The sequence below is a fragment of the Mycobacteroides immunogenum genome, assembly GCF_001605725.1.
In the GTDB taxonomy this organism is placed as follows: domain Bacteria; phylum Actinomycetota; class Actinomycetes; order Mycobacteriales; family Mycobacteriaceae; genus Mycobacterium; species Mycobacterium immunogenum.
Genome location: NZ_CP011530.1, coordinates 2997315 through 3023148 on the forward strand (window position 1 = coordinate 2997315; position 25834 = coordinate 3023148).

28 protein-coding genes are annotated in these 25834 nt (G+C 65.4%); 10 read left to right on the top strand and 18 right to left on the bottom strand.

The window, feature by feature from the left end; all coding sequences use genetic code 11:
• Positions 1–312: 312 nt before the first annotated feature.
• Positions 313–870 carry an Rv1476 family membrane protein gene (locus ABG82_RS14615; protein WP_043075622.1) on the bottom strand — a complete coding sequence of 186 codons (558 nt, stop codon included), beginning with the start codon at positions 868–870 and terminating at the stop codon, positions 313–315.
• Between the two features lie 281 nt (positions 871–1151).
• Here ABG82_RS14615 and acnA point away from each other — a divergent pair, with 281 nt between their 5' ends.
• The 3 genes from acnA to ABG82_RS14630 are packed head-to-tail and all read left to right on the top strand — an operon-like array spanning position 1152 to position 5055.
• Positions 1152–3941, top strand: a complete 2790-nt coding sequence (gene acnA, locus ABG82_RS14620) for an aconitate hydratase AcnA (protein WP_043075621.1) — start codon at positions 1152–1154, stop codon at positions 3939–3941.
• 27 nt (positions 3942–3968) lie between these two features.
• On the top strand, positions 3969–4541 hold the full coding sequence (locus ABG82_RS14625) for a TetR/AcrR family transcriptional regulator (protein ID WP_043075620.1): 573 nt from the start codon (positions 3969–3971) through the stop codon (positions 4539–4541).
• The gene (locus ABG82_RS14630) at positions 4525–5055 is read left to right on the top strand and encodes a DinB family protein (protein WP_043075619.1); all 531 of its coding nucleotides are present in this window, start codon (positions 4525–4527) and stop codon (positions 5053–5055) included. The genes ABG82_RS14625 and ABG82_RS14630 overlap by 17 nt, the downstream gene beginning before the upstream one ends.
• Here ABG82_RS14630 and ABG82_RS14635 read toward each other — a convergent pair.
• The 8 genes from ABG82_RS14635 to ABG82_RS14670 all read right to left on the bottom strand — a co-directional run bounded on the left by ABG82_RS14635 (position 5052) and on the right by ABG82_RS14670 (position 11584).
• Complete coding sequence (locus tag ABG82_RS14635) at positions 5052–5663, bottom strand: hypothetical protein (protein WP_043075618.1); 612 nt, start codon at positions 5661–5663, stop codon at positions 5052–5054. The genes ABG82_RS14630 and ABG82_RS14635 overlap by 4 nt on opposite strands.
• Positions 5664–5700: 37 nt before the next feature.
• On the bottom strand, positions 5701–6345 hold the full coding sequence (locus tag ABG82_RS14640; RefSeq protein ID WP_043075617.1) for an AMIN-like domain-containing (lipo)protein: 645 nt from the start codon (positions 6343–6345) through the stop codon (positions 5701–5703).
• A gap of 61 nt (positions 6346–6406) precedes the next feature.
• Positions 6407–6592 (bottom strand): helix-turn-helix domain-containing protein, encoded by a 186-nt coding sequence (locus ABG82_RS14645; protein ID WP_043075616.1) that lies wholly within the window; start codon positions 6590–6592, stop codon positions 6407–6409.
• A gap of 118 nt (positions 6593–6710) precedes the next feature.
• Positions 6711–8339, bottom strand: a complete 1629-nt coding sequence (locus ABG82_RS14650; protein WP_043075615.1) for an ABC-F family ATP-binding cassette domain-containing protein — start codon at positions 8337–8339, stop codon at positions 6711–6713.
• Positions 8340–8378: 39 nt separating this feature from the next.
• Positions 8379–9188 (bottom strand): enoyl-CoA hydratase, encoded by an 810-nt coding sequence (locus ABG82_RS14655; RefSeq protein WP_043075614.1) that lies wholly within the window; start codon positions 9186–9188, stop codon positions 8379–8381.
• A gap of 55 nt (positions 9189–9243) precedes the next feature.
• A complete protein-coding gene (locus tag ABG82_RS14660) occupies positions 9244–9957 on the bottom strand; it encodes a VC0807 family protein (protein ID WP_043075803.1) in 714 nt (237 codons plus the stop codon).
• Between the two features lie 102 nt (positions 9958–10059).
• Positions 10060–10413, bottom strand: coding sequence for a thioredoxin (gene trxA / locus ABG82_RS14665; protein WP_043075613.1), 354 nt, complete (start codon positions 10411–10413; stop codon positions 10060–10062).
• 43 nt (positions 10414–10456) lie between these two features.
• Positions 10457–11584, bottom strand: coding sequence for an NADH:flavin oxidoreductase (locus ABG82_RS14670; protein ID WP_043075612.1), 1128 nt, complete (start codon positions 11582–11584; stop codon positions 10457–10459).
• 182 nt (positions 11585–11766) lie between these two features.
• Between ABG82_RS14670 and ABG82_RS14675 the strand changes: the two genes are divergently transcribed.
• The 3 genes from ABG82_RS14675 to ABG82_RS14685 all read left to right on the top strand — a co-directional run bounded on the left by ABG82_RS14675 (position 11767) and on the right by ABG82_RS14685 (position 13780).
• Positions 11767–12402 carry a DUF5666 domain-containing protein gene (locus ABG82_RS14675; protein WP_043075802.1) on the top strand — a complete coding sequence of 212 codons (636 nt, stop codon included), beginning with the start codon at positions 11767–11769 and terminating at the stop codon, positions 12400–12402.
• Between the two features lie 6 nt (positions 12403–12408).
• Entirely contained in the window at positions 12409–12903 is a 495-nt protein-coding gene (locus ABG82_RS14680; protein WP_043075611.1) for a GNAT family N-acetyltransferase, read from the top strand.
• Positions 12904–13012: 109 nt separating this feature from the next.
• Positions 13013–13780, top strand: a complete 768-nt coding sequence (locus ABG82_RS14685) for a DUF5666 domain-containing protein (protein WP_043075610.1) — start codon at positions 13013–13015, stop codon at positions 13778–13780.
• Here ABG82_RS14685 and ABG82_RS14690 read toward each other — a convergent pair.
• The 7 genes from ABG82_RS14690 to ABG82_RS14720 are packed head-to-tail and all read right to left on the bottom strand — an operon-like array spanning position 13777 to position 20001.
• On the bottom strand, positions 13777–14121 hold the full coding sequence (locus ABG82_RS14690; protein WP_043075609.1) for a metal-sulfur cluster assembly factor: 345 nt from the start codon (positions 14119–14121) through the stop codon (positions 13777–13779). The two genes, ABG82_RS14685 and ABG82_RS14690, sit on opposite strands and share 4 nt — an antisense overlap.
• The gene (sufU, locus tag ABG82_RS14695) at positions 14118–14570 is read right to left on the bottom strand and encodes a Fe-S cluster assembly sulfur transfer protein SufU (protein WP_043075608.1); all 453 of its coding nucleotides are present in this window, start codon (positions 14568–14570) and stop codon (positions 14118–14120) included. Before sufU ends, ABG82_RS14690 begins: the two co-directional genes overlap by 4 nt.
• On the bottom strand, positions 14570–15826 hold the full coding sequence (locus ABG82_RS14700) for a cysteine desulfurase (RefSeq protein WP_043075607.1): 1257 nt from the start codon (positions 15824–15826) through the stop codon (positions 14570–14572). The genes sufU and ABG82_RS14700 overlap by 1 nt, the downstream gene beginning before the upstream one ends.
• 1 nt (position 15827) lies before the next feature.
• Positions 15828–16595 carry a Fe-S cluster assembly ATPase SufC gene (sufC, locus tag ABG82_RS14705; RefSeq protein WP_043075606.1) on the bottom strand — a complete coding sequence of 256 codons (768 nt, stop codon included), beginning with the start codon at positions 16593–16595 and terminating at the stop codon, positions 15828–15830.
• A gap of 27 nt (positions 16596–16622) precedes the next feature.
• Complete coding sequence (sufD, locus tag ABG82_RS14710; RefSeq protein ID WP_043075605.1) at positions 16623–17783, bottom strand: Fe-S cluster assembly protein SufD; 1161 nt, start codon at positions 17781–17783, stop codon at positions 16623–16625.
• Positions 17780–19207 (bottom strand): Fe-S cluster assembly protein SufB, encoded by a 1428-nt coding sequence (sufB, locus tag ABG82_RS14715; protein WP_043075604.1) that lies wholly within the window; start codon positions 19205–19207, stop codon positions 17780–17782. Before sufB ends, sufD begins: the two co-directional genes overlap by 4 nt.
• 11 nt (positions 19208–19218) lie before the next feature.
• The gene (locus ABG82_RS14720; RefSeq protein WP_043075603.1) at positions 19219–20001 is read right to left on the bottom strand and encodes a helix-turn-helix transcriptional regulator; all 783 of its coding nucleotides are present in this window, start codon (positions 19999–20001) and stop codon (positions 19219–19221) included.
• A gap of 133 nt (positions 20002–20134) precedes the next feature.
• On the opposite strand from ABG82_RS14720, the gene mptB reads away from it, so the two are divergent.
• The 4 genes from mptB (at position 20135) to ABG82_RS14740 (ending at position 24615) form a co-directional block, all read left to right on the top strand.
• Entirely contained in the window at positions 20135–21925 is a 1791-nt protein-coding gene (mptB, locus tag ABG82_RS14725; RefSeq protein ID WP_043075801.1) for a polyprenol phosphomannose-dependent alpha 1,6 mannosyltransferase MptB, read from the top strand.
• Entirely contained in the window at positions 21906–22766 is an 861-nt protein-coding gene (locus ABG82_RS14730; protein WP_078343325.1) for an ABC transporter ATP-binding protein, read from the top strand. Before mptB ends, ABG82_RS14730 begins: the two co-directional genes overlap by 20 nt.
• Positions 22763–23560 (top strand): ABC transporter permease, encoded by a 798-nt coding sequence (locus ABG82_RS14735; RefSeq protein ID WP_043075601.1) that lies wholly within the window; start codon positions 22763–22765, stop codon positions 23558–23560. The genes ABG82_RS14730 and ABG82_RS14735 overlap by 4 nt, the downstream gene beginning before the upstream one ends.
• A 68-nt stretch (positions 23561–23628) precedes the next feature.
• On the top strand, positions 23629–24615 hold the full coding sequence (locus ABG82_RS14740) for a COX15/CtaA family protein (protein ID WP_043075600.1): 987 nt from the start codon (positions 23629–23631) through the stop codon (positions 24613–24615).
• Here the strand turns inward: ABG82_RS14740 and ABG82_RS14745 are convergent.
• Complete coding sequence (locus ABG82_RS14745; RefSeq protein WP_043075599.1) at positions 24568–25533, bottom strand: ATP-grasp domain-containing protein; 966 nt, start codon at positions 25531–25533, stop codon at positions 24568–24570. The two genes, ABG82_RS14740 and ABG82_RS14745, sit on opposite strands and share 48 nt — an antisense overlap.
• Positions 25515–25826 carry a hypothetical protein gene (locus ABG82_RS14750; protein WP_043075598.1) on the bottom strand — a complete coding sequence of 104 codons (312 nt, stop codon included), beginning with the start codon at positions 25824–25826 and terminating at the stop codon, positions 25515–25517. Before ABG82_RS14750 ends, ABG82_RS14745 begins: the two co-directional genes overlap by 19 nt.
• Between the last annotated feature and the right edge of the window lie 8 nt (positions 25827–25834).

Here is a 25834-nt window from a genome sequence, read left to right on the forward strand (position 1 = left end):
CTCTGTTCCTGCCAAGCCTCTGCGCTGGTCGAGCCTTCTCGGTCATCAGCGGCCCTTCCCCGACACGCTCCCAGTTGTCACATAAGACGCACTAACAACATTGGCGCCACTTGCACCGTACGTCACTTTTGCAACTAATGAAACTTTAGTCACAAATTACAGACGTGTAATTAATTGCCCTCTAACCGGCAATTGAAGAGACGTCTTCTGACGGTTAATTGCCGTGAATTGAAAACCGGCAGTTCATCCGGGTTCCATAGTGCGGGCGGCTATTTCGTGGCGAAACAGGCTGTACGAATGGTTTGCAAAACGTTACTTAACCGAGTCATTCGCAAAGCGGCCACGAACGAGCGCAATTCCGGCGCACGCTGCGGCGACAAGCACAACGAGCACAATGGTCAGCGCGGTCCACGAGAAGTGCTCACGCCCCAGCTCGTCGACGAAGTTGTTCGCCGACAGCACCGGATTCCCGGTCTTCGCGACGTCTTGGCCCGCTTCCAGCGTGACCCGGTCGTACTTTGCGCTGTAGGTACCGGCATAGGACGGGCTGATGACCAGGATCGTCGAGTCCGGGTGGTCCTTGCCGATCTCGGTGGCGATATCGCGCAGCGGGGTGTCGATCCAGGGATTGCCGGGCAGCGCGACGACCTTCAGGTCGATGTTCTTGGCGTGCGCTTTCGCCACGACATCCTTCAGTCCCTGGACATCGGCCGGTTGAGCCGCGACGCCATCTTCGTTGACGTCCGCGCGTGCCATCTCCAGGCACTTGGCCGACCAGCCCACGGGATCGGCTCCCGCCGTCTGAATAGACACACCCACCGCCTGGCACAGTTCAGCGGGGATGAAGGTCGGCAGGTGCTGCGGCGTCACGCGACCAATCTAACCCCCGCCGAGCGCCGCATTGCGCACCTGGACACGCCGTATTTGACGTGCATATCGCCGCCTTCGCCGCGGGCGGCGAATGCCACGGCGGGAATGGCGGGTGAAATTTGGACATCCCCCTTATTACGGGACAAGCGTACTGTTAGACTAGCGATGGAAGGCAGCCATCTGCGGTGGCGCCTCCGGAACCCCGCCTGGCACAGCCCGCCGGCGGGTGGCCTTCGAGCTTTGGAGCTGATGTGACTAGCAGTCCTAACAAGACGGAATCGGTGAATTCCTTCGGCGCGCGCGGCACACTGCAGGTTGGCGATGAGTCATACGAAATCTTCCGACTCAACGCCGTACCGGGTACCGAAAAGCTGCCCTACAGCCTGAAGGTGTTGGCAGAGAACCTATTACGCACCGAAGACGGCGCGAACATCACCAAGGACCACATCCTGGCACTGGCCAACTGGGACCCCTCGGCCGAGCCGAGCGTGGAGATCCAGTTCACCCCGGCCCGTGTGGTGATGCAGGACTTCACCGGCGTGCCCTGTGTGGTCGACCTGGCCACCATGCGTGAAGCGGTCGCGGCCCTCGGTGGCGACCCCGACAAGGTGAACCCGCTGTCCCCCGCCGAAATGGTGATCGACCACTCGGTCATCCTGGACGTCTTCGGCACCGCCGACGCCTTCGAGCGCAACGTCGAACTCGAGTACGAGCGCAACGCCGAGCGCTACCAGTTCTTGCGTTGGGGCCAGGGCGCTTTCGACGATTTCAAGGTCGTCCCGCCGGGCACCGGCATCGTGCACCAGGTCAACATCGAGTACCTGGCCCGCACCATCTTCACCCGCAATGGCCAGGCTTACCCCGACACCTGTGTGGGCACCGACTCACACACCACCATGGTGAACGGCCTCGGCGTACTCGGCTGGGGCGTCGGCGGTATCGAGGCCGAGGCCGCCATGCTGGGCCAGCCCGTCTCCATGCTCATCCCGCGCGTCGTCGGCTTCAAGCTCACCGGTGAGATCCAGCCCGGCGTCACCGCCACTGACGTGGTGCTGACCGTCACCGACATGCTGCGCAAGCACGGCGTGGTGGGCAAGTTCGTCGAGTTCTACGGCAAGGGTGTGGCCGAGGTGCCGCTGGCCAACCGCGCCACGCTGGGCAACATGAGCCCCGAATTCGGTTCTACCGCAGCGATCTTCCCGATCGACGACGAGACCATCAACTACCTGCGCCTGACCGGTCGCGACGACCAGCAGCTGGCGCTCGTCGAGGCCTACGCTCGCGAGCAGGGCATGTGGCACGACGCCGATCACGAGCCGGCGTTCTCGGAGTACCTCGAGCTGGACCTGTCCACCGTGGTGCCCTCGATCTCGGGCCCCAAGCGTCCGCAGGACCGCATCGAGCTCTCCGATGCCAAGAACGCGTTCCGTAAGGACATCCACAACTACGTGGAAGAGAACCACCCGGCACCGCACACGAACCTCGATGAGGCCGTGGAAGAGTCGTTCCCGGCAAGCGATTCGGCGGTGCTGTCCTTCGCCGAGGACGACGCCGTCATCCCGTCGGCGGCCAACGGTGGCGAAGGCCGTCCGTCTAAGCCGGTCAAGGTGACCTCCGCCGAGCGCGGCAACTTCGTGCTGGATCACGGCGCGGTGGTGGTCGCTGGTATCACCTCCTGCACCAACACCTCCAACCCGTCGGTCATGCTGGGCGCCGCCCTGCTGGCCAAGAAGGCCGTCGAAAAGGGCCTGACCACCAAGCCATGGGTCAAGACCAACATGGCTCCCGGGTCGCAGGTCGTCACCGACTACTACAACAAGGCCGGCCTGTGGCCGTACCTGGAGAAGCTGGGCTACTACCTGGGTGGCTACGGCTGCACCACGTGCATCGGTAACACCGGCCCGCTGCCCGACGAGATCTCCAAGGCCATCAACGACAACGACCTGTCGGTGACCGCGGTGCTCTCCGGTAACCGCAACTTCGAAGGCCGTATCTCCCCCGATGTCAAGATGAACTACCTGGCCTCCCCGCCGCTGGTCATCGCCTACGGCATCGCCGGAACCATGGACTTCGACTTCGACACCGACCCGCTGGGCAAGGACCACGACGGCAACGAGGTCTTCCTCAAGGACATCTGGCCCAGCGCCTCGGAGATTGAGGAGACCATCGCCTCGTCGATCAACCGCGAGATGTTCACCAGCTCCTACGCCGATGTCTTCAAGGGCGACGAGCGCTGGCGCAGCCTGCCCACCCCGGAAGGCAACACCTTCGAGTGGGTCGACACGTCCACCTACGTGCGCAAGGCGCCGTACTTCGACGGCATGCCGCTGGAGCCCACCCCCGTCACCGACATCAAGGGCGCGCGTGTGCTGGCCCTGCTTGGCGACTCGGTGACCACCGACCACATCTCGCCGGCCGGTTCCATCAAGTCGGGCACCCCCGCCGCCCAGTACCTCGACGAGCACGGCGTGGAGCGCAAGGATTACAACTCGCTGGGCTCGCGCCGTGGCAACCACGAGGTGATGGTGCGCGGCACCTTCGCGAACATCCGCCTGCGTAACCAGCTGCTCGACGATGTCTCGGGTGGATACACGCGCGACTTCACCCTGGACGGTGGGCCGCAGTCGTTCATCTACGACGCGTCGGTGAACTACCAGAAGGCGGGCATCCCGCTGGTGGTCTTGGGCGGCAAAGAATACGGCTCTGGCTCGTCCCGTGACTGGGCGGCCAAGGGCACTCGCCTGCTGGGCGTCAAGGCCGTTATCACCGAGTCGTTCGAGCGTATCCACCGGTCGAACCTCATTGGTATGGGCGTCATTCCGCTGCAGTTCCCGGCCGGAGAGTCCGCGGCCTCGCTGAAGCTCGACGGCACCGAGACCTACGACATCAGCGGTATCGAGAAGCTCAACGAGGGCTCGACGCCGAAGACCGTGCACGTGACCGCCACCAAGCAGGACGGGTCCCGTACTGAGTTTGATGCTGTGGTCCGGATCGACACACCCGGCGAGGCCGACTACTACCGCAACGGTGGCATCCTGCAGTACGTGCTGCGGAACATGCTGGCCGGCTAGTCGCAGCCAGGACCAGGGGCCTACACAGTGCCGCGCGTTAGCGAGGATCACCTCGCGGCTCGTCGCCGCCAGATCCTCGATGGCGCGCGGCGCTGTTTTGCCGAGTATGGATACGACGGCGCCACCGTGCGCCGTCTGGAACACACCATCGGCATGTCACGGGGAGCGATCTTCCACCACTTCCGCGACAAGGACACGCTGTTCTTCGCACTGGCGCGCGAGGACGCCGAACGGATGGCAAACGTAGCCAGCCGTGAGGGTCTGGTGCAGGTGATGCGGGACATGCTCGCCGATCCGAATCAATTCGATTGGCTGGCAACGCGATTGGAAATCGCCCGCAAGCTGCGCAACGATCCGGAGTTTCGGCGCGGCTGGAATCAGCGTTCCGAAGAACTCAACACCGCCACCCTGGCGCGGCTGCAACGCCAGAAGAAGGCGGGCCGGCTGCGTGAGGATGTGCCCAGTGAGGTCATCCTGGGTTACCTGGATTTGATACTTGACGGGCTGGTGGCCCGCCTGGCCGCCGGTGAATCGACGGAAAGCCTTAGCCGCGTGCTAGATCTCGTGGAGGACTCGGTGCGCCGTGCCGATCACGCCTGATACCAAAGACTGGACGTGGGTCTTGGAGAGCCGGTGCGGCGAATGCGGATTTGATCCGGCCACAACATCATTCGACCAGATACCTGATCTCGTGCGCGAGAATCTGGCGGCTTGGCAGCCTGTGCTGGCCGGCCCCGAGGTACGCCTGCGTCCCGACGAGCAGACCTGGTCGGCACTGGAATACGGCGCACACGTCCGCGATGTGTTCCGCATCTTCCTGACTCGGCTTCAACTCATGCTGGCCGAGGATGATCCGCTGTTCGCGAACTGGGACCAGGACCAGACCGCGGTCGAGGACCGCTACGCCGACCAGGACCCCGCCGCGGTGGCGGCGGAGCTCGCGGCGGCGGGCGCGGCGGTCGCCCAGGCCTTCGCCGAGGTACCACGCGACGCCCTGGATCGTCGGGGACGGCGAAGCAACGGTTCGGTTTTCACCGTGGAGACGCTGGGGCTGTACTTCGTGCACGACCCGGTGCATCACCTGCACGATGTGTGCCGCCAGCCGACGGATTAGTGCGGGAAATCGATCACAGCCCGTGAGGGTGTATCGGTGATATAGGCCACCGGGCATTTCGACTCTCGGGCGGCGACCTTCCACGCCAGCACGCCATTGCGGTCTTTGAAGATGTCCGGGTCCTGCAGCAGGCGCGCCGAGCGCACCACCGGTGTACCGGGCGGCGCCCCGAGATCGTCGGGTTGCGGAAACGACTTCACCTGCCTGTTCTGCGGCCGGTCAAAGGTTCCCACCACGGTGTCGTGGGCGGCGGCGCCACGGAAGGCCACCGCATATCCCCCGTCCACCGGCGTGACGGAGAACGGCGGTGTTTGCCAGTAGGTCACCGGGCCTACCGGTGGTGCCAGCTTGTCCGGGCCGAAGGTGAAGGTCACGCGGTCGAGGTCGTCGAGCGCTTCGATACGCACATCGTGCAGGATGTTGGCGTAGTTCTCGGTGCCGCCGTCGGTCACGGTGGGGCACGCCGGAGCCGCCCCCACGTGCGGAGACGGCACCAGCGAGCCGACTACTAGTACAAGCGGTACCAGGTATCGATACATGGTTAGCGAATGTACGGCGTCCCGCACCGTATTGTCGGCGTTCCGCCACTGATTGTCGCCGGTGGTCAATCACCCGCCGATGCGTGGTGACCTGTCACAAATGTCGCTAATGCGGCAGGTCCACCACGAGGCGCGGCGGATTGGTGAGCGTGCTCACCTGCGGACAGCGCTGCTTGTTCAGCCCCAGCGCCCACCGGACCTTTCCTTCAAAGTCCTCGCCTTGCTTGGCCTCGGCAAGGACCGGGAAGTCCTTCGGCTTGATCTCGCTGGGCCCCGGGTAGGAACGGATCGGCTTATCCGCGTCATGCGCGGACGCGCCCGTGAACAACACACCCAGCAGCGCACTCCCGGCCACGACGACGCTGTCGCCCTTGGGGCCCGCGGAGACACTGGCGGGACTATCCACCGAGTACTTGGGAACTACCAGCTCATCAAGCGGCACCTTGTTCTTGGCGTCGGTTTTCGGATCCGGACCGAATTCGAAGGTGACCCTGTCGTAGTCGTCTTGTTTTCCGACGCGTACATCGCGCAGCAGCGGGGCCACATTGGTTCCTCCGCCACCGCTGACCGTCTCGCAGGCCGTGACGCGGAAGGTCTCCGGGGCCGGTGTCGACGTTTGCGGAAGCGCCGTGGTGGTGGCCACCGGCGATACCAACTCGCCCAGCTCGCGCCCCTGACCCGCGCACCCGGACGCGGTCAGCGCCGCCAGTGCCAGTACGCCGATGTTCCGGATACCACCGTGTGCTCGCATCGCACCACGTTAGCAACAATTGGCACCCGAAAGCTCAACGGGCACATCGCGTGTCGAAGCCCTACTGAGACTTGCGCACCCGCCGATTCGGGCCACCGCGTCCACGTAGGGTTACCCCGGATTCCACGAGCGCACGGTGCACGTAGCCATACGATCGGCCCGTGTCCGCGGCAAGCGTGCGAATACTCGCACCCTTCTCGTACCCGGCCTTCAGCTCGGCACGTTCCTCGTCGCGCGTTTTGGCCATCGCGACCTCTCTCCCGACTCCATTCCGCAGCCCTGCTGGACAGCTCGACCCGGTTGCACCATAGCGCAAATGTGATCACGCATGTGCACGAGACGCGGCGGGAGGGTAAAGAAAAAGGTTAGGCCAGCTCGATGAGGTCCCGATACTCGTCGGACCAGTAGTCCTCGGTACCATCCGGCAACAACACCACGCGTTGCGGATTCAGTGCTTCCGCCGCGCCGGGGTCGTGGGTGACGAGCACGACAGCGCCCTGGTAACTGCGTAGCGCGTCCAGAACCTGCTCGCGCGACGCCGGATCCAGGTTGTTGGTCGGCTCATCGAGCAACAGAACATTCGCGGTGGAGGCCACCAAACCCGCAAGCGCCAGACGAGTCTTCTCACCGCCGGACAGCGTTCCGGCGGGCTGCTCCAACTGCGGGCCGCTGAACATGAACGCGCCCAGGATTCCGCGCAGTTCCTGCTCCCCCGTGTCGGGCGCGGCATGGCGGATGTTCTCCCAGACTGTCGCGTGGTCGTCCAGGGTGTCATGCTCCTGCGCGAAGTAGCCCAACTTGAGCCCGTGGCCCGGCTCCAGTTCGCCGGCGTCCGCCGTCTCGGCGCCCGCCAGAAGCCGCAGCAACGTCGTCTTACCCGCACCGTTGAGCCCAAGCACCACAACGCGAGAACCGCGATCGATGGCCAGGTCCACCCCGGTGAAGATCTCCAAGGACCCGTAGTTTTTGGTCAATCCCTTGGCCACCAACGGAACTCGCCCACAAGCGGCAGGCGTCGGGAATTTGATGCGGGCCACCTTGTCGGCCACCCGTTCTTCGTCAAGACCCGACAGCATCTTCTCCGCGCGGCGCAACATATTCTGCGCGGCAACGGCTTTGGTGGCCTTTGCGCCCATCTTGGCCGCCTGTGTACGCAGCGCCGAGGCCTTCTTCTCCGCGTTGGCCCGCTCACGCCGGCGGCGCTGCTCGTCCAGCGACCGCGCGTCCAAGTACTTCTGCCACCCCATGTTGTAGACGTCGACCTCGCCGCGCACCGCGTCCAGGAACCACACCTTGTTCACGACATCGGCCAGCAGCTCCACGTTGTGGCTGATCACCACCAGCCCACCATCGTGATTCTGCAAGAATCCGCGCAACCAGCCGATCGAGTCGGCGTCCAGGTGGTTGGTCGGCTCGTCCAGCAGCAGCGTCATACTCGACCCCGCGCCGCCCTCGGAGGCGCCGAACAGGATCCTCGCCAGCTCAACCCGCCTGCGCTGTCCGCCGGAAAGCGTCCGCAGCGGTTGCAGCAGAATCCGCTCCGGCAACCCGAGGCTCGAACAAATCCGGGCCGCTTCACTTTCCGCGACATATCCGCCCAGCGAGGAGAAGCGCTCCTCGAGCTGGCCGTAGCGGCGCACGGCCTTGTCGCGCTGTTCATCGTCGGCCAGCTCCGCCATCAGCGTCTGCTGCTTCTCCATCTCACTGATGATGGTGTCCAGGCCGCGCGCCGACAGCACCCGATCGCGGGCCAACAGGTCCAAGTTGCCTTCCTTGGGATCCTGGGGCAAATAGCCGATCTCACCGATCCGGGCCACCGAACCGGCATACGGCTCACCCTCGCCGGCGAGAATTCTCATCGAGGTGGTCTTGCCGGCCCCGTTACGTCCCACCAGTCCGATCCGGTCACCGGGCTGGATGCGTAACGCGGGGCCCGGCGCGTAGACGAGCGTGCGGGCGCCGGCGCGGACCTCGAGGTCCGTCGCGGTAATCACTACTTACTCCTTGGATGCTGTGTGCGTGTCACGCACTTCTCAGCGCTTGTCTCTAAAGGTTGCTTCGCGCCGCTCCTTGCGGGCGGCGGTGGCTTCTTCGAAGTTGTCGGTGAGCAGCCGGACATAGAGCTGCCCCAGGCCCTCTTGGTGCATGTGACTTTCCAGGCTAGCGGCGTCCAGCCCACTCCAAATGGTGCGCTTGGTCAACTCGATTCCCGGACGGGAGAACCCGGCGATGCGTTCCCCTATGGCGTAACACTCTTCCAGCAGCGATTCGGACGGCACCTTCCGGGATACCAATCCAATGCGCTCGGCCTCGTCGGCGTCGACATCGCGGCCGGTCAACATGATGTCAGAGGCGCGCGAGGTACCAATGGCGCGCGGCAGCAGATAGCTCAGGCCCAGCTCGCTGGCCGTCAGTCCGTTGTTGATGCCGGCCGCCCGGAAGTAGGCAGTGTCCGAGGCCACCCGCACATCACAGGCCAGTGCCAGACACAGCCCACCGCCGATGGCCGCGCCGTTGATGGCAGCGATGACCGGCTGGTGCATCCGGCGCAGCGTGAGAATGACCTCGTCGAGCAGTTCCATGGAGCGCAAGGCGATGGTCGGCTGGGTCAGGCCGCCGATGTGCGGTATGGGTCCGGCCGATTTCTGGTCGGCACCAGAACAGAAGCCCTTACCGGCACCGGTGATGACGACGGCACGCACATCGTTGTCGTGACTGATGTCGATCAGCATCTGCTTGAAGGGCAGCATCACGTCGAACGCCATGGCGTTCATCCGCTCGGGCCGGTTCAGGGTGACCAGGGCAATTTCCGGACGCGGACGGTCCACCAGGACGAAACTCATGAATCCATATAACCGACCCTGCCGGGCTGTACCAAATCGCTGTGCGGTCAGGCGGTCAGTGAGCCGAGTCGGGAAGCCGGCCGGCGGTCACCGGGTCCGCGGCATCGCCTGCCGGGGCGGCCGAACGTGCCGCCGCCAACTGGTCGCGCTGTGTTACGAACCGCTGAAGCAAGGTCACCGCGCTGACGATGGACACGACCAGAAGGGTGGGGCCGATCGCGACGATCAGAATCTGTGAGACGTCTACCGACAACGTGAAGATCAGGAAGATCGCCAGCGCCGGAAACATGCCGCAGAGCAGGCCCAACCACAGACAGATCCGGGTGTGCAGCCCGTGCCAGTCCGCGATGTCCTGCTCCGTCCAGCCGCGCCCGGGCAACGCCCCGTCGGCCAGCCTCGGCGCGATCGCGCTCGCGAACTTCTTGGAGGCGGGCCTGCGCAGCAGCGCACTGACCACCAGTGACCACACGATCATGGACACCGGGATGAGCTCGGTGACCTGCACGATGCGGGGGTTCTTGGTGGTGAACGCGACAGTCAGCGAGCAGGCCGCGGCGACGATCACCAGCCCGTTCACCGGTTCGAACTTGCGCTTGATCGCCATGTTCAAGATCCCCTGCACGACGGCAGTGACGATCGCACCCGCCAGGGCGAGGTACGGGGTAACACCGAAGGCCCGCAGGGCGTAGTACGCGATGAGCGGAGGAAGCGTGTTTATCGCGGTGGTCTTGACGTACTCCCGCAGACTCGTCGGCGTTTCCGCGCTCACATCGCCTTGGTCCGGGGAAACACCGCCATCACTGGGAACACGCTCAGCCACGAGAAATAAGCATAGCCTAGGCTTATTCGCTCTCGCAGCCTTCGGCTCCGGCTAGGCCTCTTGTTCGCGCAGCGCGGCCTCGACGTCGAGATCGCGGACCTGCTGCACCAAATCTGCCAACGACGCCGGAGGAAGCGCGCCCGGCTGGTTGAACACGAGCTGCCCCTGCTTGAACACCATCAGCGTCGGGATGGACCGGATGTTCGCCGCCGACGCCAAGGCCTGTTCCGCCTCGGTATCCACCTTGGCGTGAACGACGTCCGGGTTGGCCTCCGAGGATGCTTCGAACACCGGACCGAACTGGCGGCAAGGTCCGCACCACGACGCCCAGAAGTCGACCAGCACGATGTCGTTGTCGTGGATCAGATCATTGAACGCGTCCGCGGTGATGTCACGTGTTGCCATGTTGTCCTCAACGCTCCCCAGGTGTCCGATGTTCCGCCAGCGCTCAGTAGAGCGAGGACAGTGCCTTACCGATATTGAATCCCACAAACTCGTCCTGCCTGCCGGCCCGCAGTTTGTTCACCCACTCCGGATCCGACAACAACGCGCGGCCGACCGCGATCACGTCGAACTCATTGTTGGCGAACTGCCGCAATACCGCCTCAACCGGCGCGGGCTCGATATCGCGCACATCCGACGGCTTGAACTCGGTCTGCAGTCCCACCGAGCCGACCGCGATGACCGGCAGCCCCGACACGCGTTTGGTCCAGCCCGCCAGGCTCAGCTCTCCGTCGGCTCCCCCCAGATGTGGGAACGCGGGCACGTAGTGCCGGCGCGTGGACGGATGGAAAACATCCACACCGGCCTCGACCAGGGGCGCCAACAGACGTTCCAGCGCGGCCGGGCTGTCCGCCAGCGTGGCGGTGTAATCCGCCTGCTTCCATTGCGAAAATCGGTACAGGACCGGGAAATCCGGCCCGACAGCGGCACGTACTGCACGCACCACCTCCGCCGGGAAGCGCAACCGATCGGCTGCCGAGCCGCCATATCCGTCGGACCGGATGTTCGTGCGCTCCCAGAGGAACTGATCGAGCAGATAGCCGTGCGCGCCATGCAGCTCGACCGCATCGAACCCCGCATCGCGCGCGTTGCGGGCCGCCGTCGCGTACTGGTCGGCGAGCGGGGCCAGCTCCCCTGTCGCCAGCGCGCGCCCACTCGGTGACGCATCGCCCGCCAAACCCGACGGGCTCACCGACTCCACGTCGGGATTGAATTCCGGATCGGCGCCGCGCTCGACACCCTGATGCCAGAGCTGGGCCGCGATCACCGCGCCCTCCTGATGCACCGCCTCGGTGACCGCCGACCAGCCCGCCAGCGACTCATCCCCGGTCAGCCGGGGCACAGCGGACTGACCGCCCGCCGCCTCGTGCGGAATGAAGACGCCCTCGGTGATGATCAGCCCCACACCACCGGCGGCACGGCGCCGGTAATACGCGGCCACATCCTCGCCGGGCACACCACCCGGCGACGCCGACCGTGTCATCGGCGCCATCGCGAACCGGTTGGGCGCGGTCAGCGATTTGACGGTGAAGGGTTCAAACAACGGCGCTACGTCTGGTCTCACGTCGGTCACGAGGTGTCAAACTACGCCGGGAGGGCATCCATTCCGGGATAACGTGGTCAACCATGTCACCAAATCTGTGGCCCCGGCCCGCGCTCCTGGTGATCGCCGGCGCCGTCGTGTTGTCCACCGCGGCGTGCGCGGGGTCCGAGAACAAACCCACGGCATCTTCGCCCGGCCCCGCGTCGACAACCGTGACACGTCACGCCGGTGGCCATGATCGGGTGGGCGGTCTGATCTCCTCGGTGTCCGGCCACACCATCCAGGTGAAAACCCCGGACGGCACCGCCGATATCGACTTCAACACGATGACGAAGCTCACCGAGGTGCAACCCGGCGAACTTTCGGACGTCATCGTCGGCAGCTGTGTCAGCGTGCTCGCGGCGCCCGCCGACGCGTCGGATGCCATCACCGCACAGCGGGTGCAGATCAGTGCCGCCGAGGACAATAAATGCGCTGTCGATACGCCGCCCGGTGGTGCGCCACCGCCGGGCATAGCACCGGGGCCGCCTCCCGCCGGCCCGGAGGGACCGCCCCCGGGCGCACCGCCTTTCGACGGCCCCACCGTGCACGGCGCTGTCGCGTCCGTCAACGGCAACACGATCGTCGTCACCAACACCGACCCCACCGGCGCGGCGGAGATTCAGAGCAATATCGCCGTGACCGCCGACACCAAATACGACAAGCGCCAGCCGGTGGAGGCCACCGTCATCGCCACTGGCAAATGCGCGGACGCCCGAGGCACCAAGGACGCGCAGGGAGTACTGCAGGCCACCAAGATCAACCTCGGCCCCGCCGCCGATGAAAGGTGCGGACCGCCAGTACGGTGAATCCGTATGGATATCCGCCATGCCAGGCCTGCCGACCATCCGGCGATCAAAAACGCCATCCCCCGATGGTGGGCCGGTTCGCGCACCCAGGAACAGGCGCGCGAACTCAGCCTGCTCGTACCGCCACTCTTCCTGCAGCACTTCGGTTCCACCAGTTGGATCGCGCAAGAGAAGGATGCGTTGGCGGGCTTCTTGATCGGTTTTCATTCCGCCGATCACGACGAGCAGGCATACATACATTTTGTCGGCGTCGATCCCGCACACCGCGGTCATGGAGTAGCCCGACATCTCTACGAGCTGTTCTTCACTCAGGCCCGCGAGGCCGGCCGCAACACCGTCAAGGCGATCACATCACCACGCAACACCGGATCGATCAGCTATCACCTTGCGCTCGGATTCGAGCCCCAATCGGGAGATAAGGAGGTAGCCGGTTTACCCGTACATACCGACTACGACGGCCCCGGCCAAGATCGCATCTGTTTCGTCCGGAAGCTCGCGTGAACCCGCACGCACGATGCAACCCACAGCAACTTCTCACACAGCCCGGAGCACAACCTCAGCCTGCGCAAGCACGCTGAGGTGTCCTATTCGCCGACCATGGAGAACATCGATGTCCCCAACCCAGACGTTTGCCCAGCCACGATCCGTTCGCGGAGCGTTGTTCACACTCGCCGGACTGACGGCATTCTCGATCGCCGCGTGCGGTGCACCCAGCAGCACCACCGGTGCCTCCACCACATCGTCGGCGCCCACCTCCTCATCCGCACATGGCGAACACAACGGAAAAGACCACGTCGCCGGGCTCATCGCGTCCGTATCGGGTAACACCATCCAGGTCACCAAGAAGGACGGCAGCGCGACCGTCGACTTCAGCCAGTCGACGAAGGTTTCCGAGATCTCCGCCGCGCAACTGTCGGACGTCACCGCGGGCAGCTGTATCGCGGCCATGACTCAACAGGACACCAGCCCCGCGACGGCACGGCGCGTGATGATCTGGCCGGCCGCGGACGGCAACTGCACCGCTGAACATGCCAAGGAGCAGCAGGAGTCGTCCTCCCCGGCTCCGACGTCCGGCAAACGCCCCGAGCATCAGGCCGTGCGTGGCACCGTCGCCTCGGTCAGCGGGAACACCATCACGGTGACCGGCGCCGACTCCAACGGCGGAGCGGCAGGCCCGACAACCGTGACCGTCACCAACGACACCACCTACGCCAAGCGGACACCGGCGGATCACAACGCCATAGTCGCGGGCAAGTGCGTCGCCGCGCACGGGGCCAACGACGCGTCAGGGAATCTGCAGGCCGCCAGCATCACCCTGCGGGCCGCCAAGGACGGCGCATGTGAGGGCGGCGGCCACGAGGGCCACCACCAGCGCTAGACGGTGAAGCCGAGGGCCCGGAGCTGCTCCCGACCATCGTCGGTGATCTTGTCCGGGCCCCACGGCGGCACCCAGACCCAGTTGATCTTGATCTCCTTGACCAGTCCCGCGCCGACCAGCGCGTTGCGCGACTGATCCTCGATGACATCGGTGAGCGGACACGCCGCCGAGGTCAATGTCATGTCGATGACCGCGACCTTCCCGGTCTCGCTCTCCTCGACGTTCAGCCCATACACCAGGCCCAGGTCGACGACGTTGATACCGAGCTCGGGGTCGACGACGTCACGCATCGCCTCCTCCACGTCCTCGAGGAGCTTTACTTCTTCTGATACCTCGGTCATCGGTTCACCTCGTGATGTTCGGTTGCCTGTACCAACGCGTCCTTGAACGCCATCCATCCTAGGAGCGCGCACTTGACGCGGGCCGGATAGCGCGAAACCCCAGCGAAAGCAATACCGTCGCCGATGATGTCCTCGTCGCCATCGATGGTGCCGCGTGACGAGATCATCTCGTTGAAGGAGGCCACCGTCTTGAGCGCCTCGTCCACCGTCAACCCGATCACCTGATCGGTCAGCACCGAGGTCGCGGCCTGGCTGATGGAGCAGCCCTGCCCGTCATAGGACACGTCGGCGATTGTGTTGTCGTCCAAGGTGACTCGCAGTGTGACCTCATCACCACAGGTGGGGTTCACGTGATGCACCTCGGCCGCGAAGGGTTCGCGCAGCCCGCGATGATGCGGATGCTTGTAGTGATCCAGGATGACTTCCTGGTACATCTGCTCCAGGCGCATTACGCGAAGAACTCCTGTGCGCGACGGACTCCGGCGACCAGCCGGTCAACCTCGTCCAGAGTGTTGTAGACGGCAAAGGACGCACGGGCACTGGCGGCGATACCGAATCGGCGATGCAACGGCCATGCGCAGTGATGCCCCACCCGCACCGCAACACCCTCGTCGTCGAGCACCTGGCCCAGGTCGTGCGCGTGGATACCGTCGACCACGAAGGACACCGCCCCGCCCCGATCGACGTTCTCGGCGGGTCCGATGATGCGCACGCCCGCGATGTCCGCGAGCCCGGCGAGGGCCGCCGAGACCAGCTGATGCTCATGTGCGGCAACCGTCTCCATACCCACCGCGTTGAGGTAATCGACGGCAGCGCCCAGACCCACCACCTGCGAGGTCATCGGGACGCCGGCCTCGAATCGCTGCGGAGGCGGTGCGTAGGTACTTACCTCCATGGTGACCGTCTCGATCATGGAGCCACCGGTGATGAACGGGGGCATGGCCTCCAGCAGCTCGCGCCGGCCGTACAGCACGCCGACACCCGAGGGACCGAGCATCTTGTGCCCAGAGAACGCCGCGTAATCCACGTCCAGCTCCCGGAAGTTCACCGGCATGTGCGGGACGGACTGGCAGGCATCCAAGACGACAAGGGCACCAACGGATCTGGCGCGACGTACCAGCTCCACGACGGGAGCCACCGCACCCGTCACATTGGATTGGTGGGTGAAGGCCACCACCTTCACGGCCTCGGTGAGATCGAGCGAGTCCAGATCAATGCGGCCGTCTTCGGTGACGCCGTACCAACGCAGGGTGGCACCCGTGCGACGGCACAGCTCTTGCCACGGAACCAGATTCGCGTGGTGTTCCAGCTCGGTGATGACGATCTCATCGCCGGGCCCCACCGCACGATCGAACCGATCGTCACCGAGCGTGTAGGCCACCAGGTTCAGCGATTCGGTGGCGTTCTTGGTGAAGACGACCTCGCCGTCGTCCACCCCCACGAATCGGGCGATCGCGGTGCGCGCACCCTCGTAGGCGTCGGTGGCTTCCTCGGCCAGTTGATGCGCGCCGCGGTGCACGGCGGCGTTGTGCTCGGTGAGGAAGCGCCGTTCGGCATCCAGAACCTGCGAGGGGCGCTGCGAGGTGGCCCCAGAATCCAGATACGCCAACGGCTTACCACCGCGCACGGTCCGGCTCAGGATCGGGAAATCCGCCCTGATGCCGTCGAGGTCGAACCCGGTCAACGAGTCCGCCGTCGCTGTCATCTCAGGCTCCCGCGGTCGCCTGGGTGAAGCGCACGTAGCCGTTTTCTTCCAGCTCATCGGCCAGCTCGGGGCCGCCCGACTCCACGATGCGGCCGCCAACGAAGACGTGCACGAACTGGGGCTGGATGTACCGCAGAATCCGGGTGTAGTGCGTGATGAGCAGGATGCCGCCGTGCTCACGCTCGGCATAGCGGTTCACACCCTCGGAGACGATGCGCAGCGCGTCGACGTCCAGGCCGGAATCGGTCTCGTCCAGCACCGCGATCTTCGGCTTGAGCAGTCCCAGCTGCAGGATTTCGTGACGCTTCTTCTCGCCGCCGGAGAAGCCCTCGTTCACACTGCGCTCGGCGAAAGTGGACTCAATCTCCAACTCCCCCATGGCTTCCTTGACTTCTTTGACCCAGTGGCGCAGCTTCGGGGCCTCGCCGCGCACGGCGGTGGCGGCGGTCCGCAGGAAATTCGACATCGAGACGCCGGGCACCTCGACGGGGTACTGCATCGCCAAGAACAGTCCAGCGCGCGCGCGTTCATCCACAGACAGCTCCAGGACGTCCTGGCCGTCGAGCGTGACCGACCCGGAGGTCACCTCGTACTTGGGATGTCCGGCGATCGCGTAGGACAGCGTGGACTTACCGGAACCGTTGGGCCCCATCACGGCGTGGGTTTCGCCCGAGTTCACGGTGAGGTTGACACCCTTGAGGATCTCGATCGACTCACCCTCCTTGGGCGAAATGCTGACGTGCAGATCCTTGATTTCTAGCGTGGTCATGAGTTGCTTTCTATCTACGAGTTCGACTTAGTTCGCGTTCGCTTGCAGTTCTTGTTCGACGGCCTCGGTGAGGCGGTCACGTACCGACTCGACACCGATCCGGCCAATGATGTCCTGGAAGAAGCCGCGCACGACCAGACGGCGTGCGTCCTCCTCCGGAATACCCCGCGAGCGCAGGTAGAACAGTTGCTCGTCATCGAATCTGCCGGTGGCGCTGGCATGTCCGGCCCCGGCGATCTCCCCGGTCTCGATCTCCAGGTTCGGAACCGAATCCGCGCGGGCCCCATCGGTGAGGATCAGGTTGCGGTTCAGCTCGAAGGTGTCGGTTCCGGTCGCCTCGGCGCGGATGAGCACGTCGCCGATCCACACGGTGTGCGCGTCGGGCTTATCCGAAGACGGATTGCCCTGCAGCGCACCCTTGTACACAACATTCGACTTGCAGTTCGGCTGGGCGTGATCGACCAGCAGGCGGTGCTCGAAGAACTGTCCCTCGTCGGCGTAGTAGAGACCCAGCAGCTCGGCGTCGCCGCCCGGCGCACCGAAACGGACGGTGCCGGTCAGACGCACCAGGTCACCGCCGAGGGTGACGGCGATGTGTCGCAACACCGCATCCTTGCCCAGCTTGGCGTGATGGGTGGTCACGTGGACCGCGTCATCAGCCCAGTCGGCAATCGACACCACGGTCAGCCGGGCCGCGGCGTCCACTACGAATTCGACGTTCTCGGCATAGGTTCCGCTGCCGCGATAGTCGATCACCACCACCGACTCGGACAGTTCACCGGCGCGGACCTGGGTGTGGCCGTAAGCGACCTGCCCTTCGCCGGGGCCGGTGAGGGCGATCTCGATCGGATCGGCGACTGCTTGCTGTTTGCCGACCGAAATCACGGTCGCCTTTAGGAATGACGAATACGCCTGCGCCGCTACCCGATCCGACGGCACGCCACCCTGACCGAGTCGTTCATCGGAACGCTCGACAGTTTCGACGGTCACGCTGTCGCTGGCGTTCACGGATACGGCGGCCGGTGCTGTCGCGACGGCCGTCCCGTCATGCAGGCCACGCAGGCGGCGCAACGGGGTGAACCGCCACAGCTCGTCGCGGCCGCCGGGCACCTCGAATGCCTCGACGTCGTAGGAGCTGAACAGCTCGCCCTTATTGGTTCCCTCGACCGCTTCAGTCAACTGGCTCATCCCACCGCACCTTCCATTTGCAGCTCGATGAGGCGGTTGAGCTCGAGCGCGTACTCCATCGGCAGTTCCTTGGCGATGGGCTCGACGAACCCACGCACCACCATGGCCATCGCCTCGTCCTCGGTGAGGCCGCGGCTCATCAGGTAGAACAACTGATCCTCGCTGACCTTCGAGACCGTGGCCTCGTGGCCCATCGTGACGTCGTCCTCGCGGATATCCACATACGGGTAGGTGTCACTGCGGCTGATCGTGTCGACAAGCAGCGCATCACATTTCACCGATGAATGCGATCCGTGCGCACCCTTGTTGACCTGCACCAGGCCACGGTAGGAAGCGCGGCCGCCGCCGCGGGCCACCGACTTGGAGACGATGGTCGAAGACGTCTTCGGGGCCAGATGCAGCATCTTGGCGCCGGTGTCCTGGTGCTGACCCTCGCCGGCGAACGCCACCGAAAGCACCTCACCCTTGGCGTGCTCACCGGTCATCCAGACCGCCGGGTACTTCATGGTGACCTTGGACCCGATGTTGCCGTCGATCCACTCCATGGTGGCGCCGGCCTCGGCGCGGGCACGCTTGGTCACCAGGTTGTAGACGTTGTTGGACCAGTTCTGAATGGTCGTGTACCGCACGCGCGCATTCGGCTTCACGATGATCTCCACCACGGCCGAGTGCAGCGAATCCGACTTGTAGATCGGGGCAGTACATCCCTCGACGTAGTGCACATAGGAGCCTTCGTCGGCGATGATGAGCGTCCGCTCGAACTGACCCATGTTCTCGGTGTTGATCCGGAAGTAGGCCTGCAGCGGGATGTCCACGTGCACACCCGGCGGCACGTAGATGAACGAGCCTCCCGACCACACCGCGGTGTTGAGCGCCGAGAACTTGTTGTCACCGGCGGGGATCACGCTGCCGAAGTACTCCTTGAAGATCTCCGGATGCTCGCGCAGGCCCGAGTCGGTGTCCAGGAAGATGACGCCCTGGGATTCGAGATCCTCACGGATCGAGTGGTAAACGACTTCCGATTCGTACTGCGCCGCGACACCGGCCACCAGCCGCTGCTTCTCCGCCTCGGGGATGCCGAGCCGGTCGTAAGTGTTCTTGATGTCCTCGGGCAGCTCGTCCCAGGACGCGGCCTGCTTCTCACTGGAGCGCACGAAATATTTGATGTTGTCGAAGTCGATGCCATCGAGGTTGGAACCCCAGTTGGGCATGGGCTTCTTGTCGAAGGTGCGCAATGCCTTGAGGCGAACGTCCAGCATCCATTCGGGCTCGTTCTTCTTTCCCGAGATATCACGGACCACGGCCTCGGAGAGCCCACGCTGCGCACTGGCCCCCGCGACATCGGAGTCCGACCAGCCATAGCCGTACGTGCCCAGCGACGCAATGGTTTCGTCCTGGGTCAAGACCTCACGTTCGAGGGTCATCGTGACTCCTTCTACTCGTTCGACATCCGGTGCGGGCTGGGCACCGGGACAGGGCTGCTGTGTTCGGGGCTGCTGTGCAGCGGCACGTGGGTGGTACAGGCACAGTCGCCGTTGGCGATGGTCGCCAAACGCTGTACATGTGTTCCCAACACCGCGGCGAAGGCCTGCTGTTCCGCCTCGCACAATTCGGGGAACTCCGCCGCGACATGCGACACCGGGCAATGATGTTGGCAGATCTGCACGCCCTGCAGAAATCCACCGGAGCCACCCACCTTCTGAGTGGAGGCGGCATACCCCGCGCGGGTCAGCGCATCGGCCACCTGGCCGACGGCCGCGGGCAGATCGTCCTGGGGGGCTCCGATCGTGAGATCGCCCAGGATCGCGTCGATCCGGCGCCGCGCGAAGGTGCGCACCGCCTCGTCGCCGCCGATTTCACGCAGCTGACGCATGGCCGCCGAGGCCAGGTCGTCATAGGCATGGTTCAACTTGGCGCGGCCATCGGCCGTGAGCTGAAATCGCTTGGCCGGGCGGCCCCGACCGTTGTGCTGCCAGGAGGCGGCGGGATTCGAGACTGCATCACCGGCATCGATGAGCGCGTCCAGGTGCCGGCGCACGCCCGCGGCCGACAGGCCGAGCCGCTCGCCGATCTCACCTGCAGTGACAGGCCCCGATTCGAGAAGCAGGCGAACCACCGCAGCCCGGGTCTGCCCCTCGGTGGATACGGCCGGGGCAGCGTTCAGCGCCGGCGCTGCCGTGGCGGCAGCCCCTGCTGAAACACCCGAACCGAATTTCACAACACCAGTGTGACGCAATTCGGAATGCCACGTCTAGCAAGGGTTACCTATGTTGACCGGCACCCGGCCTGCCGGACAGGCCCTGCCCGACTGGTTCCGCGGCACGAGCGCACCGGGCCGATACGCTGCTGGCGTGTCGGTACGTGGGCAATGGCTGAGCTCGTCGCTCTCGCATCTGCATGACGACGAGCGTTCGTCGGCTCCGCTCAATGAGCGCGAGCTCACCGCCATGAACCGCACGCGGCTGTTCGGCGCCACCGGAACCGCGCTGATGGCGATCGGTGCGCTCGGGGCTGGGGCGCGGCCCGTCATCCAGGATCCGATCTTCGGAGTGCGGCTGCTGAACCTGCCGTCGCGCATCCAGACAGTGTCCCTGACGATGACGACCACCGGCGCCGTGATGATGACGCTGGCCTGGCTCATGTTGGGCCGCTTCGCCATCGGCAGCCTGCGCAACAAGAACGCCAACGGCCAGCGCGGACCGGTGCGCAGGATGTCACGGGGACAGCTCGACCGGACCCTGCTGCTGTGGATCCTGCCGCTACTCGTCGCGCCGCCGATGTACTCCAAGGACGTGTACTCCTATCTGGCACAAAGCCAGATCGCCCGGCTCGGCAAGGACCCGTACACCGAGGGCCCGGCGGTCGCCCTCGGCCTGGATCACGTGTTCACACTCTCGGTACCCAGCCTGTGGCGAGAAACACCCGCGCCCTACGGCCCGTTGTTCCTGTGGATCGGCAAGGGCATCTCCCGGCTCACCGGCGACGACATCGTCGCCGGTGCGCTCTGCCATCGACTGGTCGAACTCCTCGGGGTGCTGCTGATCATCTGGGCCACCCCACGCCTGGCGCAGCGCTGCGGCGTCGCGGAGGTCAGCGCACTGTGGCTCGGCGCCGCCAACCCGCTGCTGCTGATGCACCTGATCGCCGGAATCCACAACGAGGCGCTCATGCTGGGCCTGATGCTGGCCGGTACCGAACTGGCCATGCGGGGCGTCGATTCGACGCGATCACTCGCCGGGGTCAGGCATTGGCCGCGTTCACGCACCCAGTGGGCCAGTTGGGCCCCCTTGGGCAATCTGCTGGCCGGAACCGTGCTGATCACGGCGTCATCCCAGGTCAAGCTGCCATCTCTGTTGGCACTCGGGTTCGTCGGCATGGCACTGGCCCGCAGGTGGGGTGGCGGGTTCCGGGGGCTATTGCAGGCCGGGGCGCTGCTCGGAGCCGTCACCGGTGCCGTCACCGTGCTCATCGGCTGGGCCAGCGGGCTCGGATTCGGCTGGATTTACACGCTCGGCACCGCCAACGCGGTGCGCAGCTGGATGTCGCCGCCCACCCTCGTGGCGCTGGGCACCGGGCAGGTCGGCATCCTGCTCGGTCTCGGCGATCACACCACCGCGATTTTGTCGCTCACCCGCGGCATCGGTATCGGCATCATCGCCATCGCGGTGTCCTGGCTGCTGTTCGCCGTGTTGCGCGGACGCCTGCATCCCGTCGGCGGGCTGGGTGTGGCCCTCGGCATCACCGTGCTGCTCTTCCCGGTGGTACAGCCCTGGTACCTGTTGTGGGCCATCATCCCGCTGGCCGCCTGGGCCACGCGCCCCGCCTTCCGCGGCACCGCGATCGGAATCACGCTGCTCGTGGGCATTTTCGGGCCCACCGCCAACGGCGACAGGTTCGCCTTGTTCCAGATCATCGACGCCACCGTGGCAAGCGCGATCATCGCGCTTCTGCTCATCGCTATCACGCACGACTATCTGCCATGGCGTCGGCTGCCTAACGGTGACCAAGAGGCGCCGCTTACGCTGACTGACCGTGACGCAAGCATCGACCAGGACAGCACCACCAGTGCGGATGCGGTCGGTGACCAAGCGATACGGGACGAACGCAGCACCGATCACCGCGTTGGACAGCCTGGACCTTGAGGTCCAGGAGGCGCAGGTCTTTGCGTTACTCGGTCCCAACGGCGCCGGAAAAACCACCACCGTCGAACTATGTGAAGGCTTCCTGCACCCCGACGAGGGCACCGTCGAAGTGCTCGGAATGGATCCGGTAGCCAAGAACTCCGCGGTGCGCGCACGCATCGGCGTCATGTTGCAGGGCGGCGGCGCCTACCCCACCGCCCGGGCCAGCGAGATGCTGGGATTGGTCGCCTCCTACTCCGCCAATCCCCTTGACCCACAGTGGCTTCTGGACACGCTCGGACTGACGGATGCCGCCCGCACCCCCTACCGGCGGCTATCCGGCGGGCAGCAGCAGCGCCTCGCGCTGGCCTGCGCACTGGTGGGCCGGCCCGAACTGGTCTTTCTCGACGAGCCCACCGCAGGCATGGACGCGCACGCACGGCTGGTGGTGTGGGAGCTGATCGACTGCCTGCGCCGCGACGGCGTCTCAGTGGTGCTGACCACCCACCACATGAAGGAGGCCGAGGAGCTCGCGGACCAGTTGATGATCATCGATCACGGTTCGGTGGTCGCCGCCGGCACTCCCGCTGAGCTGATGCAGTCCGGCGCCGAGAATCAACTGCGCTTCTCCGCACCCCCGCGCCTGGACCTGACCCTGCTCACCTCTGCCCTGCCGGAGGGCTACAAGGTCGCGGAGGTGACCCCCGGCGAGTACCGGGTGGAAGGCGTCGTCGACCCGCAGGTGCTGGCCACCGTCACGGCCTGGTGCGCGCGGATGGACGTGCTGACCACCGATTTGCGCGTCGAGAAGCGCAGCCTCGAGGACGTGTTCCTCGACCTGACCGGCAGGGAATTGCGATGACCGACACCACCACACCCCGCTTCGATCCGGGCACCTTCTCCCCCGACCCACGGCCGAGTGCCGTGCACACCATGCTGTTCGCGCAGTTCTGGCTGGAACTCAAGCTGCTGCTGCGCAATGGCGAGCAGCTGTTGCTCACCATGTTCATTCCGATCACCCTGCTGATCGGCTTGACGCTGCTGCCACTGGGCCAGTTCCCTGGTTCACGCACCGACATCTTCGTGCCCGCCATCATGGCGCTGGCGGTCATCTCCACCGCATTCACGGGACAGGCGATCGCGGTCGGTTTCGATCGCCGTTACGGGGCCCTGAAACGCTTGGGCGCCACCGCATTACCGGTGTGGGGAATCATCGCGGGCAAGGCACTGGCCGTGGTCACCGTGGTGGTGCTGCAGGCTGCCGTCATCGGTGCGATCGGCGGCGCGCTGGGCTGGCGCCCGCACCCGGTGGGGCTGCTGCTGGGCGCGGTGGTGATCGCGATCGGCACCGCGACCTTCGTGGCGATGGGCCTGCTCCTGGGTGGCACACTGCGCGCGGAGATCGTGCTGGCGCTGGCCAACCTGCTCTGGTTCATCTTCGCCGGCCTCGGGGCGCTCACCCTTGAAGACGGCCGCACCACCGATGCGATTCCCCGCGCCGTGGTGCTGTTGGCGCGGCTCTCCCCCTCGGGCGCGCTCTCGGAGGCGCTCGCGGCCGCGATGACCCTTTCCGTGGACTGGTTCGCGATCGCCGTGCTCGCGGCGTGGGGTGCGTTGGCCGGCTACGGCGCGCTGCGCTGGTTCAAGTTCACCTGACCGAGGCACACGGAGCTCACCTACCCAACTACTACGAGCCGTAGTTGGGGGTGGCATAGACTCTGCACGTGCTATATCGAGCGTTTCTGCGGGTAGTCGATCTGCTGCCGATGCCGAGCTTGCGCACGCAGCGGCTCATCGCCGCGGCAGTGGTGCTCACACAGGGTGGCATTGCCGTCACCGGCGCTGTCGTCCGCGTCACCGCGTCCGGGCTCGGCTGCCCCACCTGGCCACAATGCTTCCCCGGGAGCTTCACTCCCGTTGCCGTTGCCGAGGTTCCGCGCATTCACCAGGCAGTGGAATTCGGCAACCGGATGATCAGCTTCCTCGTCGTCATCACCGCGGCGCTGGCGGTGCTCGCGGTCACCCGCGCACGCCGTCGCCGCGAGGTGCTGGTGTACGCCTGGCTGATGCCGGCCTCGACGGTGCTCCAGGCCGTCATCGGCGGCATCACCGTGCGCACCGGCCTGCTCTGGTGGACCGTCGCGATCCATCTGCTCGTCTCGATGGGCATGGTGTGGCTGGCGACGCTCTTGTACGTGAAAGTCGGTGAGCCCGACGTCGTTTCCGATCTACCCACGGTGCCGCCGCCGCCCGCACCACTGGGCCGGCTCACCGCGTTGATCGGCATCACGCTGGCCGCGGTCTTGGTGGCAGGCACGCTGGTCACCGGCGCCGGGCCACATGCCGGCGATAAGAGCATCACCCGGGTGGTGCCCCGGCTGCAGATCGAGATCACCACCTTGGTGCACCTGCACGGCACGCTGCTCATCGCCTACCTCGCATTGCTGCTGGGGCTCGGCTTCGGGCTGGCCGCCGTGGGGGTGACCCGACGCATCTGGGTCCGCTTCACCGTGTTGCTCGCGCTCACCGCGGCGCAGGCGCTCGTCGGGGTCGTGCAGTTCTACACCGGCGTGCCGGCCGTGCTTGTCGCGGTGCACGTCGCCGGCGCGGCGGCCTGCACCGCCGCCACCGCGGCGCTCTGGGCTGCCCTCACCACGCCCGAGCTAGCCGCGACCGCGTTGCCCCAGCGGGCCGAGACCCAAGCGCTCTAACGCATCCTCGACACCGATCACGAACTTGCGCTGAGCGAGATCGCGTTCCTCGGTCTCCAGCTGCCGCCAGCCCAGGGAAGGCTCGACCAGCTCGAGCTCAAGCAGCCGCGGATCGTTGTCATGCACCCCGCCGATCACATCGACACGTGCGTAGAGCAGCTCGTTCATCGCGACACCGGATTTTGTTGCCGCCGCGGCCAATGCGGCAGCGCCAAATCTCCACAGTGCCGACGACGGCCTGACCGGCGCCAGCGTTTCGGAATGGAAGAGCCCCGACTCGTCCACCGCCGCGGCGGACCCGGCCGGCGCCAGCAGCGCGCCCTTGGTGAACGCATGCGAGGGTTCGCCGTTGAGGAAGACCAGCGCCGTCTCTCCATGCGAGTCGACCCGCGAGTCGTAGGGCTGAATCAGTACGGTGCGCCCCTCGTCCTGCAGGCCCTCCGCATGATTGCGCGCGGCTTCTGGGCAGGTGAAGCGGCCGGCGCCGCGAGATCCGCCCGCCACCGCCGGCTTGATGACGAGTTCGCCATCGGGCAGCACGATCGGATCGCCGGGGGCGAAGAACGTGCTAGGCACCGTCGAAATACCTGCTGAGGCAAGATCATTCAAATAGCGCTTGTCGGTGTTCCAACGCACCACCGGCAGCGGGTTGAGCACATTGCGTACCGATCCTGCCCACCGTAGGAATTCCTCGAGGCGTTCGGGGTAGTCCCAGGTGGCACGCAGAATCACCAGGTCTGCCTGCGCGACCTCAGGATCGTCCCAGGACAACCACCGTGCATGCAGATCACGAACCCGCAGTGCGGCAACGAGTTCGGCGTCGTCACCGTCACCGGAGACGAGCTGCGGACAACCGGCTAGAACGATGCGCGGATGGAAGATATCCGGCCGTCCCAGCCTTACGTCCGGGCGACCCACCCGGCCATCTTCTTGGCGTGACCCGGCGCAGGGTTGGCGGTGCTGACCAGCTCGCGATCCCAGCCTTCGGCGACCTCGATGCCTTCCACAGCAGCGACGGCCGCGTGGGCGGTCTCCAGGTCGGCGACTACCTGATCGCCCAGAATCCCATCGGCACCCACGAGGGTGATGCGCACCCCAGCCTCTCCTACGGGCTGCAACACTGCCTTGGTAGGCATGTGGTGCGCCTTCACGAAGGCCGTCAGTGCGCGGTGCACGGTGGACGGGACCGTGGGTTTGGCATCCTCAGACATGAGTAAAG

What these genes read in the sequence shown, in the direction of transcription:
- ABG82_RS14640 (WP_043075617.1), bottom strand. Translation starts at nt 6,345, where the DNA reads ATGCGAGCACACGGTGGTATCCGGAACATCGGCGTACTGGCACTGGCG.
- ABG82_RS14645 (WP_043075616.1), bottom strand. Translation starts at nt 6,592, where the DNA reads ATGGCCAAAACGCGCGACGAGGAACGTGCCGAGCTGAAGGCCGGGTAC.
- ABG82_RS14655 (WP_043075614.1), bottom strand. Translation starts at nt 9,188, where the DNA reads ATGAGTTTCGTCCTGGTGGACCGTCCGCGTCCGGAAATTGCCCTGGTC.
- trxA (WP_043075613.1), bottom strand. Translation starts at nt 10,413, where the DNA reads ATGGCAACACGTGACATCACCGCGGACGCGTTCAATGATCTGATCCAC.
- ABG82_RS14680 (WP_043075611.1), top strand. Translation starts at nt 12,409, where the DNA reads ATGGATATCCGCCATGCCAGGCCTGCCGACCATCCGGCGATCAAAAAC.
- ABG82_RS14685 (WP_043075610.1), top strand. Translation starts at nt 13,013, where the DNA reads ATGTCCCCAACCCAGACGTTTGCCCAGCCACGATCCGTTCGCGGAGCG.
- ABG82_RS14690 (WP_043075609.1), bottom strand. Translation starts at nt 14,121, where the DNA reads ATGACCGAGGTATCAGAAGAAGTAAAGCTCCTCGAGGACGTGGAGGAG.
- sufU (WP_043075608.1), bottom strand. Translation starts at nt 14,570, where the DNA reads ATGCGCCTGGAGCAGATGTACCAGGAAGTCATCCTGGATCACTACAAG.
- ABG82_RS14700 (WP_043075607.1), bottom strand. Translation starts at nt 15,826, where the DNA reads ATGACAGCGACGGCGGACTCGTTGACCGGGTTCGACCTCGACGGCATC.
- sufC (WP_043075606.1), bottom strand. Translation starts at nt 16,595, where the DNA reads ATGACCACGCTAGAAATCAAGGATCTGCACGTCAGCATTTCGCCCAAG.
- sufD (WP_043075605.1), bottom strand. Translation starts at nt 17,783, where the DNA reads ATGAGCCAGTTGACTGAAGCGGTCGAGGGAACCAATAAGGGCGAGCTG.
- sufB (WP_043075604.1), bottom strand. Translation starts at nt 19,207, where the DNA reads ATGACCCTCGAACGTGAGGTCTTGACCCAGGACGAAACCATTGCGTCG.
- ABG82_RS14735 (WP_043075601.1), top strand. Translation starts at nt 22,763, where the DNA reads ATGACCGACACCACCACACCCCGCTTCGATCCGGGCACCTTCTCCCCC.
- ABG82_RS14750 (WP_043075598.1), bottom strand. Translation starts at nt 25,826, where the DNA reads ATGTCTGAGGATGCCAAACCCACGGTCCCGTCCACCGTGCACCGCGCA.